11 protein-coding genes are annotated in these 12,625 nt (G+C 69.2%); 6 read left to right on the forward strand and 5 right to left on the reverse strand.

Annotation, left to right across the window (positions count from 1 at the left end; translation table 11 throughout):
• The first annotated feature begins 31 nt into the window (after positions 1–31).
• Positions 32–1,129: a sugar-binding protein gene (locus tag AB6732_RS11035; RefSeq protein ID WP_307496118.1), complete on the forward strand. Its 1,098-nt coding sequence runs from the start codon at positions 32–34 to the stop codon at positions 1,127–1,129.
• A 135-nt stretch (positions 1,130–1,264) separates the two neighbouring features.
• On the opposite strand, the gene AB6732_RS11040 is transcribed toward AB6732_RS11035, so the two are convergent.
• On the reverse strand, positions 1,265–1,954 hold the full coding sequence (locus tag AB6732_RS11040) for a phosphonatase-like hydrolase (protein ID WP_370959998.1): 690 nt from the start codon (positions 1,952–1,954) through the stop codon (positions 1,265–1,267).
• A 1-nt stretch (position 1,955) separates the two neighbouring features.
• Entirely contained in the window at positions 1,956–2,717 is a 762-nt protein-coding gene (locus tag AB6732_RS11045) for a GntR family transcriptional regulator (RefSeq protein WP_066214415.1), read from the reverse strand.
• A 165-nt stretch (positions 2,718–2,882) separates the two neighbouring features.
• Between AB6732_RS11045 and AB6732_RS11050 the strand changes: the two genes are divergently transcribed.
• The 5 genes from AB6732_RS11050 to AB6732_RS11070 all read left to right on the forward strand — a co-directional run bounded on the left by AB6732_RS11050 (position 2,883) and on the right by AB6732_RS11070 (position 7,788).
• Positions 2,883–4,034: a TIGR03364 family FAD-dependent oxidoreductase gene (locus AB6732_RS11050; protein WP_370959999.1), complete on the forward strand. Its 1,152-nt coding sequence runs from the start codon at positions 2,883–2,885 to the stop codon at positions 4,032–4,034.
• Between the two features lie 49 nt (positions 4,035–4,083).
• Positions 4,084–5,025 carry a phosphate/phosphite/phosphonate ABC transporter substrate-binding protein gene (locus AB6732_RS11055; protein WP_370960000.1) on the forward strand — a complete coding sequence of 314 codons (942 nt, stop codon included), beginning with the start codon at positions 4,084–4,086 and terminating at the stop codon, positions 5,023–5,025.
• Positions 5,025–5,789 (forward strand): phosphonate ABC transporter ATP-binding protein, encoded by a 765-nt coding sequence (locus AB6732_RS11060; RefSeq protein WP_370960001.1) that lies wholly within the window; start codon positions 5,025–5,027, stop codon positions 5,787–5,789. The genes AB6732_RS11055 and AB6732_RS11060 overlap by 1 nt, the downstream gene beginning before the upstream one ends.
• Complete coding sequence (gene phnE, locus AB6732_RS11065; RefSeq protein WP_370960002.1) at positions 5,786–6,625, forward strand: phosphonate ABC transporter, permease protein PhnE; 840 nt, start codon at positions 5,786–5,788, stop codon at positions 6,623–6,625. The genes AB6732_RS11060 and phnE overlap by 4 nt, the downstream gene beginning before the upstream one ends.
• A 92-nt stretch (positions 6,626–6,717) precedes the next feature.
• On the forward strand, positions 6,718–7,788 hold the full coding sequence (locus AB6732_RS11070) for a Gfo/Idh/MocA family protein (RefSeq protein WP_370960003.1): 1,071 nt from the start codon (positions 6,718–6,720) through the stop codon (positions 7,786–7,788).
• Between the two features lie 96 nt (positions 7,789–7,884).
• Here AB6732_RS11070 and AB6732_RS11075 read toward each other — a convergent pair whose 3' ends face one another.
• The 3 genes from AB6732_RS11075 to purH form a co-directional block, all read right to left on the reverse strand.
• Entirely contained in the window at positions 7,885–8,328 is a 444-nt protein-coding gene (locus tag AB6732_RS11075) for a DoxX family protein (RefSeq protein ID WP_066214405.1), read from the reverse strand.
• A gap of 262 nt (positions 8,329–8,590) precedes the next feature.
• Positions 8,591–10,813, reverse strand: a complete 2,223-nt coding sequence (locus AB6732_RS11080; protein WP_370960004.1) for an NADP-dependent isocitrate dehydrogenase — start codon at positions 10,811–10,813, stop codon at positions 8,591–8,593.
• A 137-nt stretch (positions 10,814–10,950) separates the two neighbouring features.
• Entirely contained in the window at positions 10,951–12,621 is a 1,671-nt protein-coding gene (purH, locus tag AB6732_RS11085) for a bifunctional phosphoribosylaminoimidazolecarboxamide formyltransferase/IMP cyclohydrolase (protein ID WP_370960005.1), read from the reverse strand.
• Between the last annotated feature and the right edge of the window lie 4 nt (positions 12,622–12,625).

Raw genomic sequence — 12,625 nt, forward strand, 5'->3', positions numbered from 1 at the left:
GCCGGATCACCGATAGAAAGAGAATGCACTCATGCGCATGTTCGGAAAAGCGGGCAAAGTCGCCGCCATCACCGCCATCGCCGCGCTGGCTCTCACGGCCTGTGGCCGCAGCGAGTCCGGCTCCAGCGGGAACGCGTCCGGCGCGGCCGGTTTCGCCAAGGACGCCCTGATCGGCGTCGCTCTTCCGCAGAAGACCAGTGAGAACTGGGTCCTCGCGGAGAAGCTCTTCAACGACGGTCTGACCGGAGCCGGTTTCAAGGCTGACGTCCAGTTCGCCAACGGTGGCGTCTCGGAGCAGCAGAACCAGATCAGCTCCATGGTCACCAAGGGCGCCAAGGTCATCGTGGTCGGCGCCATCGACGGCTCCCAGCTCGGCACCCAGCTGAAGCAGGCCCACGACAACGGCGCGATCGTCATCGCTTACGACCGCCTGGTCAAGAACACCGACGCCGTGGACTACTACGTGGCCTACGACAACTTCAAGGTCGGCGAGCTGCAGGGCCAGGCCCTGCTCGACGGCATGAAGTCCAAGAAGGCCAGCGGCCCGTACAACGTCGAGCTCTTCGCGGGCTCCCCGGATGACGCCAACGCGAAGGTCTTCTTCGACGGCGCCATGAGCGTGCTGAAGCCGAAGATCGACGACGGCACCCTCAAGGTCGTCTCCGGTCAGAAGAGCTTCGAGCAGGCCGTGACCCAGGGCTGGAAGGCTGAGAACGCCCAGAAGCGCATGGACACCATCCTGGCCGGCAGCTACGGCTCCGCCTCGCTGGACGGCGTGCTCTCCCCGAACGACACCCTGGCCCGCGCCATCCTGACCTCGGTCAAGGCCGCCGGCAAGCCGACCCCCGTGGTCACCGGCCAGGATTCCGAGGTCGAGTCCGTGAAGTCCATCATGGCGGGTCAGCAGTACTCCACCATCAACAAGGACACCCGCAAGCTCGTGGAGCACGCTCTCGAGATGGTCAAGGGTCTGCAGGCCGGCAACAAGCCGGAGATCAATGACGACAAGTCCTACAACAACGGCGTGAAGGTCGTTCCGGCGTTCCTGCTCCCCCCGGTCATCGTGACCAAGGAGAACGTCAAGACCGCTTACGAAGGCGATCCGGTCCTCGGCCCGATCACCAAGTGATCTCCGGGGAGTGAATCCCCGCACGTGATCCGGCCCCGCTGAGCGGGGCATGCGAAACGGCGCCGGCCGGTGGAATCTGTTCCACCGGCCGGCGCCGTTTCGCGTGTCCTGCGCTGGCTTCCTGTCAGGAGCCCGTCAGACGAGCGCGGGGAGGTCCGCCACGGACTCGAGGATGGCCTCGTGCGGGTGCGCGGCCAGCTCCTCGCGGCCCAGCTTGCCGGTCAAGACGCCGATCCCCCGGACCCCCGCGTGCTCCGCCGCCTGGAGGTCGTTGACCGTGTCCCCCACCGCGAGGACGTCCCGCACATCCAAGACCCCGGTGCGCTCCATGGCACGGTGGATCATGAACGGCGCGGGCCGGCCCGCGCTCACCTCGTCGCTCGTCACCACCGCGTCGAGCACCAGCGCCGCCTGCCCGGCGTCAGGGGCGTCCGCCGTCGTCCAGTTCAGGGCGTGCAGTAGCGGATGCGCGACGTCGGCGGAGAAGCCGGTGGTCAGGGCCACCTTCACGCCGCGCGCCCGCAGCCCGTTCAGGGCCTCCTCGACGCCCGGCAAAGCGGTGGGCGGGTTCTCCGCGTACAGGGCGGCGAGGATCTCGCGGAAGCGGGAGAAGGCGTGCGCCACGGTGGCCGGATCGGCGTCGTGGCCCCCCAGCTTCAGCAGCGCCGTGATGGCCTCCACCTTGTCCGCCCCCATCCAGGCCTGGACATCCTCTTCGGTGGTGTTCACGCCCGCCTCCTCCACGCTCTGGGCCAGGGCGCGGTACACGTCACCGTGCTCGTCGATGGTGGTGCCGGCCATGTCACAGGCGACCAGATGCGTCATGTCAGTGTCCTTCGGTGTGGATGCGGATCAGCGCGGCCCGCTGTTCCACGGTGTTGTCGATGCTGAAGTTGGTGATGCCCGGCAGGTAGCAGTCCTCGGCGAACTCCACATGTGTCCCGTCCTCGGTGGCGGTCAGGCGCCGCTCCCGCAGCAGGGGCGAGCCCGGCTGGGTCCCGAGGGCCTCGGCCTGCGCCGGGGAGGCCGCGACCGCGTCGATGGTGTGGCGGGCGCTGTGGATCCGGATGCCCTGCTGACGGAGGAATTCGAAGATGGAGCCGCCGTCGGTGTCGAAGTCCAGGAGCAGCCGCCCCACCTCGTGGATGAAGGTGCTGGTCTCCAGCATCGCCACCTCGCCGTCGAGGTACCGGACGCGCACGACGTCCACCACCTTGTCCCCCACCGCGATGTCCAGAGCCGCCGCGGCTTCGGGGCCGGCCTGCCGGATGGCGACCTCCACGGTGCGCTGGCCCGGCTCCTTGCCCATCTTCCGGGCCCACTCGGTGAAGGAGTTGAAGGTGGAGAAGGACTGGGACGGCACGCCGCCCCGCACGACCGGCGAGCGCCCGCGACCGCCGCTGATGGCGCCTTCGCTCCTGAGGAAGGCGAGTGCCTGGCGGATGGGGCCCCTGCTGGTGCCGAATTCGCGGCACAGCTCGGCCTCGCTCGGGAGACGGCTCCCGGCCGGCCAGGTGCCGTTGTTGATCCGGGCCATGAACTCTTCGCTCAGGCGGCGGTGCAGCGGTGATGTCGGCTGAATGCTCACGAGTTGATCATACAAGTGCTCTCCCCGGTAAATCCGGGCAAGAAGGACTGAACTGGGTGAATAGTGCATGAACGGAACCGGCCCTGGGTGAACTCTGCATGAAGCTGTCTATACAACCCCAGTTTGGGCTTGAACCGCCCGCTCCGGCTCCGGCACGCTGGTTCCGTGAACAAGCAAACCTCAACCGACCTCCTGGTGGTCGGCGCCGGCATCGTGGGTCTGGCCCACGCCGCCGTGGCCGCCGACCGCGGACTGACCGTCCGCGTGATCGACCGGGATCATCAGGCCGTGGGCGCCTCCATCCGGAACTTCGGCCACTGCTGCATCACCGCCCAGAGCGGGGAGCTCTACGAGCTGGCGCAGGCCTCCCGCCGGCAATGGCTCAAGTTCTCCGAACTCGCCGGATTCTGGGCGGCCACCTCGGGCGCCGTCGTCGTCGCCCGCACGGACGCCGAGCTCGCCGTCCTGCGCGAACTCTCCGCCACCCGCGAACCGGGCCAGGTCACCGTCCTCGACGCGGCCGCCACCCGCGCCAAGCTCGGCCCCGCGGGCACCCAGGCCGGCTGGCCCGGACTGATCGGCGGGGCCTTCCTCCGCGACGATCTGCGCGTCGACCCCCGCACGACCGTGGCCCGGCTCGCCTCCTGGCTGGATTCCCTCCCGAACGCCGAGGTCTCGTGGAACACGTCGGCCACCGGCTTCACCCCGCTGCCCGACGGCGGCGTCCGGGTCAGCACCTCCCGCGGCGACGTCACGGCCTCCCAGGTCGTGGTGTGCGTGGGACACGATCTGGACCATCTCTTCCCGGACGAGGCCGCCGCGCACCGGATCCAGCGCTGCACGCTCAACATGGCGCTCGGCCGCATGCAGGACGGCTTCCACCTGGGCCCGGCGGTCCTCACCGCCACCTCCATGCTCCGCTACCCCGCCTTCGTGGAGACCGCCGCGGCGGGAGCCCTGCGCGACGAGGTCTCGACCACCGCGCCGGAACTGCTGGAAGTCGGTGCGAACGTCATGTTCACCCAGCGGCCGGACGGTTCCCTCCTGCTGGGCGACTCCCACCACTACCACCAGAGCGCCCCGCCCTTCCTGGACGAGTCCGTCACCGACACTCTCCTGGAACACCTCGAGGCGACCCTGGGCTCACGGCCCCGGGTCATCGAGCGATGGCAGGGCGTGTACGCCTCCTCGGAGATCGCGCCGCTCTTCCAGCAGGAGGTCCTCCCACAGGTCACCGCCGTGTCCGTCACCTCGGGCGTCGGCATGACACTCTCGTTCGGCCTGGCCGAGCGCACCATCGATTCCCTCTTCGCCTGACCACTCCGTCCCCTCCCGCCTCTCCGGCACCTCTTCTCAAAGGAACATCATGAAGCAGCTTTCGCGCGCCCGGATCACCGCCACGGCGGCCCTCTCGCTCACCGCGGCACTCGCCCTCAGCGCCTGCGGCGGCGCCTCTCAGGCCGGCACGGGCACCGCCTCCGCGGGCGGCGCCTCCGCCACGTGCCCCAACGGTGAGATCAAGTTCGGCATCGAGCCGTACGAGGCCCCGGACAAGCTGATCCCGGCTTACAACGTCCTGGCCGACGCCCTCTCCAAGAAGCTCAACTGCCCCGTCAAGGTCCAGGTGGTCGACGACTACGCCGCCGAAGTCCTCGCCATGCGCAACGGCAAGCTCGATCTGGGCGAGTTCGGCCCGCTGGGCTTCGTCTTCGCCAGCCAGCAGGCCGGCGCCGAGCCGCTCGCCTCCTTCGCGACGGCGGACAAGAAGCTCTCGAGCTACAAGGCCGGGATCTGGGTTCCCAAGGACAGCCCGCTGACGTCGATCAACGACCTCAAGGGCAAGACCCTGGCCCTCGGGTCCAACGGTTCAACCTCCGGCGACGCCCTGCCCCGCTACGCCCTGCAGAAGGCCGGCATCGCGGAGAAGGACGTCAAGCTGGACTACGCCGGCGGCCACCCGGAAGCCCTCCTCGCGCTGAAGAACGGCAAGGTCGACGCCGCGGAGATCAATACCCAGACCCTGGCCACCGCCACCAAGGAAGGCACCTTCAAGGCAGCCGACTTCCGCCAGATCTGGGCCTCCGATCCCATCCCCAACGACCCGATCACGGTGCGCAAGGACGCCGACCCGGCCTTCAAGAAGGCCGTCGCGGAGGCACTCCTTCAGCTCGACACCAAGGACGTCGCCAAGGTCGGCGCTTTCCTCGACGTGACCCCTCCCGGCCCCATGGTCGCCGTCACCAAGGACGACTACCAGCCGCTCTTCGACCTCGCCACCGCCCTCAACCTGACCGAGAAGAACCTCTGATGACCGGCCCGCTGCTTGAGGTGACCTCCCTCGCCAAATCGTTCGGCGGCCGGAAGGTCCTGGACGGCGTCGACTTCACGGTCGCCGCCGGGGAGCTCGTCGCCTTCCTCGGGGCCAACGGCTCGGGCAAGTCCACGACGCTGCGCTGCGTCATGGGCATCACCGAGCCCGACGCCGGGACCATCAAGCTGGGCGGGCAGGACCTCGGCCTGCTGCAGGGCCGTGCCCTGCAGCAGGCGCGCGGCAAGGCGGCCATGATCTTCCAGAAGATCCACCTGGTCCCCCGCCGCACCGCGCTGGAGAACGTCTGCACCGGCGCCCTCGCCCGGATGAGCACCGGCCGCAGTCTCAGCCCGCTCTTCTTCCCGGACGCCGTGCTGGAGGAGGCCATGGACTGCCTCGACCGCGTAGGCCTGGCGGACCGCGCACACGACCGTGTGAGCCGTCTGTCCGGTGGGCAGCAGCAGCGCGTCGCCGTGGCTCGCGCCCTGTGCCAGCGGGCCGATGTGGTGCTGGCCGACGAACCCGTGTCCGCCCTCGACCCCCATGCGGCCGAGCAGGTCATGCAGCTGCTCGCGGGCCTGGCCCACGAGCACGGCCTCGCGGTGGCGGCCGTCCTCCACCAGCCGGACCTCGCCCTGCGGCACGCGGACCGTGCGATCGGCCTCATGGACGGCCGCATGGTGTTCGACTCCCCCGTGTCCGGGCTGGGCGCCGCTCAGCTGGACCACCTCTACGCACCGGACAGGAAGGTGGCGGCATGAGCGCGCCGACCCTGAAGCCCGTGGCCACGCGGCCCGGAAAGTCCCCGCGGCCCGCCCTGCGCGGGCGCAAGCACTGGCTCCGCTGGGCGGTGGTGGCCGCCGTCGTCGTGTTCCTCCATGTCCTGGCCATCCAGGGCACCGACTTCCAGCCGCAGCTGCTGGTGGACGGCTGGAAGGGCATGGCCCAGTTCCTGGCGGACGCGTTCCCGCCGGACCTGAACTGGGAGAAGACCATCAAGCCCGGCCTGGACGCCACGCTGGTGACGCTCTGGATCGGTCTGCTGGGCACCACGTTCTCCATTCCGACGGCCCTCCTGCTCGCCGTGCTGGGCGCCCGGACCACCAGCCCCGCGGGCTGGGTCTACCAGGTGGCCCGCGCCATCCTGTCCTTCTTCCGCGCGGTTCCGGACATCGTGTTCGCGCTGATCTTCGTGACGGCCGTCGGTCTGGGGCCCTTCCCGGGCGTGCTGGCGCTGATCTGCCACAACACCGGCGTCATGGGCAAGCTCTGGGCGGAGGCCATGGAGGAGATCGACGCCGGCCCGCAGGAGGCCCTGCGCGCGGCCGGCGCCAACCGGATCCAGCAGGTGGCCAACGCGACGCTGCCGATGGTCGTGCCGCAGTTCGTTGGTCTGCTGCTCTACCGCTTCGACGTCAATGTCCGTTCCTCCCTGGTCCTCGGCCTCGTGGGCGCGGGCGGCATCGGCCTGCTCATCAACCAGTCCATCAAGACGTTCCGCTTCGATGCCATGCTGACCCACATCATCATCGTGCTCGTGCTGATCGTGCTGGTGGATCAGCTCTCCGCGTTCGTCCGCAAGCGGCTGGCGGCCTGAGGGGAAGTTCTTCCCCACGCTGCGCTGTTCATCCGCGCGCCGAAGCCATGGACCCGTTCCCCCGCCGGAGACCCCGGTGCGATGATGGGTCCATGGCTTCCCTCATCCCCCGTCCTTGGCTCCTGTCCCAGGAGGAGCAGAATCCCGCGATCGCCACCGGCCGGACCTTGCGCTGGGGCGTGGTCTCCACGGGCAACATCGCCCGCTCGGTGACCGCCGATCTGGCCCTGCTGGAGGATGCCGAGCTGTACGCCGTCAGCTCCCGCACCCAGGCGGCCGCGGACGCGTTCGCGGAAGGACACGGTTTCGCCGTGGCCTATGGCGACGACGACGGCGTCCTCGGCTACCAGCGACTCTTCGCCGACCCCGCGGTGGACGTCGTCTACGTCGCCACTCCGCACGGCCAGCACTTCGAGATCGCCCGCGCCGCGCTGGAAGCCGGAAAGCCCGTCCTGGTGGAGAAGGCGCTGACCATCAACGCACGCGAAGCCGAGGATCTCGTCCGGCTCGCCGAGGCGAAGGGCCTCTTCCTCATGGAGGCGATGTGGAGCCGCTTCTTGCCGTCCATCCAGCGGGCCTTCGAGATCGCGGCGAGCGGCGAGCTGGGCACCGTGCACTGGATCTCCGCGGACCTCGGCTTCCCGTGCCCGCCGAACCCGGAGGCCCGCATCTGGGCCCGCCGTGACGGTGGCGGCGCGCTTCTGGACCTCACGGTGTACCCGCTGCTCTGGCCGCTGGGCATCCTCGGGTTCCCCGACGCCGTGGATGCCCGCGGGACGCTCACGGAGCAGGGCGTGGACGCCCAGAACGTCCTGAGCCTGGGCTACTCGGGCGGGGCCATGGCCAGCCTCACCTCGTCCCTCCTGGCGCACGGCCCGCGCAGCGCGACGGTGGCCGGCGACCAAGGGGTCCTCCAGACCTTCGGCTCCGTCAACAACCCGACGGAACTGCACGTGCGGACCGGCTGGGACCAGGAGCGGGTGGAGACATTCGACACCGTCGGCACCGGCTACACCTACGAGCTGCGCGAGGTCACGCGCTGTGTCCAGCAGGGCCTCACGGAGAGCCCCACCATGCCGTGGCGCCAGTCGGTGGACGTCATGCGGCTCTTCGACGGGGTGCGGGCCCAGCTCGGCGTCACCTACCCCAACGACGAGCGCTGACCGCCTCTACCCCTCGCGAAATGACAGTTGGCGCCCCTATCCGCGGTGGATAGGGGCGCCAACTGTCATTTCGCGAGCGCGGTGGGGGCTGAGAGGTCAGGCGAGCTGCGCCGCCCGGCCACCACGGCGGCCGAACAGGAGCGCGTCGAGCGAGAACCGCCCGGCGCCGGCCAGGGCGAGAGCCAGCGAGCCGACGCCGAGAACCAGCACGAGCTCCATGCCGCCTTGATCGACGAAGATCCCGGACCCGCCATGGACGAGCACGATGGCGCCAAGCATGTCGAGTGCGAGCAGGGCGCCGACCACGCGGGTCACCAGGCCGAGGATGAGCGCGGCGCCGCCGATCAGTTCGAGGAACGCGACCGCCGGGCCGACGATGTCGGCGGCGGGAACGCCCATCTGGCCGAAGGAGCCCTGAACTCCAGGAAGGGTGAAGGTGAAGATCTTCTGCCAGCCATGGGCGAAGAACACGACACCCAGGGCGATCCGGAGAACGGCCAGAGCGGTGTCGGTGGTGCGGGAGGTGGAAACGGAAGCCATGCGGGGGTCCTCGCTATCGGTGGTCATCGGTCACGGTGGCCTCGGGACGGGGGCGAATCGTTTGAAGCTTCAAGTTCATCCTTGCAAGGACCCGACAAGGCTGTCAACAGTTGTGACACATCCCACGGACGGCACGACATCCCGCGACTCACTCCGGACACGACGACGGCGGCCGGCCACCTCCCGGAAAAGGTGACCGGCCGCCGTCGTGCCGGAGTCCTGAACGAACCCGCGCAACCCGTCGCCGGGCGCGGAATCGTGACTAGGCGCCGAAGCCGTCGATCAGCCCGTTGAGCGTGGCCGAGGGGCGCATGACCGCGGTGGCCTTGGCCTCATCCGGACGGTAGTAGCCACCCAGCTCGACCGGGTGGCCCTGCACGGCCAGGAGCTCGGAGACGATGGTCTCCTCCTGGGCGGCGAGCGCCTCGGCCAGCGGCGCGAAGGCCTCGGCCAGAGCGGCGTCGTCCTTCTGCGCGGCGAGCTCCTGCGCCCAGTAGAGGGCCAGGTAGAAGTGCGAACCGCGGTTGTCGATGGTTCCGAGCTTGCGGCCCGGGGACTTGTTCTCCAGCAGGAAGGTGCCCGTGGCGCGGTCCAGGGTGTCGGCCAGGACCTTGGCGCCCGGAGTGCCGGCCTGCTCGGCGTAGAGCTCCAGGGACGGGACCAGGGCGAAGAACTCACCGAGGGAGTCCCAGCGCAGGTAGTCCTCGGCCACGAGCTGCTGCACGTGCTTCGGGGCGGAACCGCCGGCGCCGGTCTCGAACAGGCCGCCGCCGTTGATGAGCGGCACCACGGAGAGCATCTTGGCGGAGGTGCCCAGTTCCAGGATCGGGAACAGGTCGGTGAGGTAGTCACGCAGCACGTTGCCGGTCACGGAGATGGTGTCCTCGCCGCGGCGCAGGCGCTGGACGGTGAACGTGGTGGCCTCCTCCGGGGTGAGGATGCGGATGTCGAGGCCCTCGGTGTCGTGCTCCGTGAGGTACTCGTTGACCTTCGCGATGAGCTGCGCGTCGTGGGCGCGGCTCTCGTCCAGCCAGAACACGGCCGGGGTCTGGGAGGCGCGGGCGCGGGTGACGGCCAGCTTGACCCAGTCGCGGACCGGGACGTCCTTGGTCTGGCACGCGCGCCAGATGTCGCCCGGCTCCACGGAGTGCTCCATGAGGACGGCGCCGTCCGAGGAGACGACCTGGACGGTGCCGGCCTTGGCGATCTCGAAGGTCTTGTTGTGGCTGCCGTACTCCTCGGCGGCCTGGGCCATGAGGCCGACGTTCGGGACGGTGCCCATGGTGGTGGGGTCGTAGGCGCCGTTGGCACGGCAGTCCTCGATCACGGCCTGGTAGACACCGGCGTAGCTGGAGTCCGGCAGCACCGCGAGGGTGTCGTGCTCCTTGCCGTCCGGGCCCCACATGTGGCCGCCGATGCGGATCATGGCCGGCATGGAGGCGTCCACGATCACGTCGGACGGGACGTGCAGGTTGGTGATGCCCTTGTCCGAGTCGACCATGGCGAGGGCCGGGCCCTCTTCGAGCGCCTTGGTGATGAGGCCGCGGACGTCGTCGCGGATCTCCTCGGGCAACTCGTCGATGCCGGCCAGGATGGCGGCCAGACCGTTGTTCGGGCTGAGCTCGGCGGCGGCCAGCTGCTCGCCGTACTTCTCGAAGAGCTCGTGGAAGTAGGCCTTGACCACGTGGCCGAAGATGATCGGGTCGGAGACCTTCATCATGGTGGCCTTGAGGTGGGCGGAGAAGAGGACGCCCTCCTCCTTGGCGCGCTGCACGGCGCCGGCCAGGAACTCGTCCAGGGCCGCGGCGCGCAGGACGGTGGAGTCGACGACCTCGCCGGCCAGGACCTTGAGGTCCTTCAGGAGGACCTTGACGGAACCGTCCGCGAACACCTCCTGGATGGTCAGGACGTCGTCCTTGGCCAGGGTCACGGACTTCTCGTTGGAGCGGAAGTCGTTCTCACCCATGGTGGCCACATTGGTCTTGGAGTCGGAGGACCAGGCGCCCATGGAGTGCGGGTTCTTGCGGGCGTAGGTCTTCACCGACAGCGGCGCACGACGGTCCGAGTTGCCCTCACGCAGGACCGGGTTCACGGCGGAGCCCTTGATCTTGTCGTAGCGCGAGCGGATGTCCGTCTCCTCATCCGAGGAGGGGTTGTCCGGGTAGTCCGGCAGCGCATAGCCCTGGCCCTGGAGCTCGGCGATGGCGGCCTTGAGCTGCGGGATGGAGGCGGAGATGTTCGGAAGCTTGATGATGTTCGCTTCCGGGGTCTTAGCCAGCTGGCCCAGCTCGGCGAGGGCGTCCCCGATGCGCTGGTCTTCTTCGAGGAAGTCGCTGAACGCCGAGATGATGCGACCGGAGAGGGAGATGTCCCGGGTCTCGATGTCCACACCCGCGCTGGAGGCGTACGCCCGGACCACCGGAAGGAAGGAATGGGTGGCGAGCATGGGCGCTTCGTCAGTGTGGGTGTAGATGATCTTTGCCATCAGGGCCTCTCCTACTGTTACTGGGTTACCGTCTAAGAATCAGGCTCTCCCAGCGTACTAGCTGGCCTGCGGAGAGCCGGGTCGAGCACTGCGGCAGAGGACGACGGCGGCGCACGGCCGCCGTCGCCCTCCCGCCGTCAGTGGAAGAAGTGGCGCGAACCGGTGAAGTACATGGTCACACCGGCCGCCTGGGCCGCCTCGATGACCTCTTCGTCACGCACCGAACCGCCGGGCTGGACCACGGCGCGGACACCGGCGGCCAGCAGGATCTGAAGACCGTCGGCGAAGGGGAAGAAGGCGTCGGAGGCCGCCACGGCGCCACGCGCGCGCTCGGGCGCCTCGGCGGCGGTCACGTTGGAGGCGCCACCCGCGGCGTCCACCGTGGATTCGACCGCCACACCGAGCGTGTTCGCGCGCTCGACGGCCAGACGGCAGGAGTCCACGCGGTTGACCTGGCCCATGCCGATGCCGACCGTGCCGCCGTCGCGGGCGAGCAGGATCGCATTGGACTTGGCGGCCCGGACGGCGCGCCAGGCGAAAACCAGCTCGGCGAGCGTCTTCTCGTCCGCAGCCTCACCGCTGGCGAGGGTCCAGTTGGCCGGGTCGTCGCCGTCGGCGTCGATGACATCGGACATCTGGACGAGCATGCCGCCGGAGACCTGGCGCAACTCGGCCGGGTAGCGGCCGTAGCCGTCCGGCAGGGCCAGGAGACGGATGTTCTTCTTCTTGGAGAGGATCTCCACGGCCTCCGGATCGAAGGACGGAGCGATGACGACCTCGGTGAAGATCCCGGCCAGGGTCTCGGCCATGCCCTTGGAGACGGCTCGGTTCGCGGCCACGACGCCGCCGTACGCAGAGACGGGGTCGCAGGCGTGGGCCTTGCGGTGGGCGTCGGCGATCGGGTCCTCGGCGCCCGGGGTCGCCACGGCCACGCCACACGGGTTGGCGTGCTTGATGATCGCCACGGCCGGCTCGGAGAAGTCGAAGGCGGCGCGCAGCGCGGCGTCGGCGTCCACGAAGTTGTTGTAGCTCATGGCCTTGCCATGCAGCTGGTCGGCCTGGGCGATGCCGGCCGGCGCGGCCTTGTCCACGTAGAGGGCCGCCTGCTGGTGCGGGTTCTCGCCGTAGCGGAGCACCTCGGAGCGCTCGAGCGAGACGCCGGCGTAGGCGGGCCAGTCGATGACGCCGTCGCCGTCCTCGTCCAGGAACTGGGTGGCGGTCCAGCTGGCCACGGCGTTGTCGTAGCTGGCGGTGTGGGCGAAGGCGCGGGCCGCCAGGACACGGCGCTGCTTGAGGCTGAAACCACCCTCGGCGGCGGCGGCGATCACCTGCGGGTAGAAGCCCGGGTCCGTCACGATCGCGACGGCGGCGTGGTTCTTCGCGGCGGAGCGCACCATGGCGGGCCCTCCGATGTCGATCTGCTCGACCACGTCATCGAGCGCGGCGCCCGACTTGACCGTCTCGACGAAGGGGTACAGGTTCACGACCACCAGATCGAAGGTCTCGATCTCCATCTCGGTCAGCGTGTCCATGTGGGCCGGGACGCGGCGGTCGGCCAGGATGCCGCCGTGGATGCGCGGGTGGAGGGTCTTGACCCGTCCGTCCAGCATCTCCGGGGAGCCGGTGACCTGCTCCACCTCGGTGACGGGGATCCCGAGGGCCGCGATCTTCTTGGCGGTGGAGCCGGTGGAGACCAGTGCCACCCCTGCGGCGTGCAGGCCACGGGCCAGGTCCTCCAGACCGGTCTTGTCATAGACCGAGATCAGGGCCCGGCGGATGGGAACACGGTCAAGCTGCGTGACGGACACGAAT

This window comes from Arthrobacter sp. RCC_34 (assembly GCF_041360795.1).
In the GTDB taxonomy this organism is placed as follows: domain Bacteria; phylum Actinomycetota; class Actinomycetes; order Actinomycetales; family Micrococcaceae; genus Arthrobacter_E.

Bases quoted from the DNA above. Each gene is read 5' to 3' on its own strand.
- phnE (WP_370960002.1), top strand. From the start codon at position 5,786: ATGAGCGCGCCGACCCTGAAGCCCGTGGCCACGCGGCCCGGAAAGTCC.
- AB6732_RS11070 (WP_370960003.1), top strand. From the start codon at position 6,718: ATGGCTTCCCTCATCCCCCGTCCTTGGCTCCTGTCCCAGGAGGAGCAG.
- AB6732_RS11035 (WP_307496118.1), top strand. From the start codon at position 32: ATGCGCATGTTCGGAAAAGCGGGCAAAGTCGCCGCCATCACCGCCATC.
- AB6732_RS11040 (WP_370959998.1), bottom strand. From the start codon at position 1,954: ATGACGCATCTGGTCGCCTGTGACATGGCCGGCACCACCATCGACGAG.
- AB6732_RS11060 (WP_370960001.1), top strand. From the start codon at position 5,025: ATGACCGGCCCGCTGCTTGAGGTGACCTCCCTCGCCAAATCGTTCGGC.
- AB6732_RS11080 (WP_370960004.1), bottom strand. From the start codon at position 10,813: ATGGCAAAGATCATCTACACCCACACTGACGAAGCGCCCATGCTCGCC.
- AB6732_RS11075 (WP_066214405.1), bottom strand. From the start codon at position 8,328: ATGGCTTCCGTTTCCACCTCCCGCACCACCGACACCGCTCTGGCCGTT.
- AB6732_RS11055 (WP_370960000.1), top strand. From the start codon at position 4,084: ATGAAGCAGCTTTCGCGCGCCCGGATCACCGCCACGGCGGCCCTCTCG.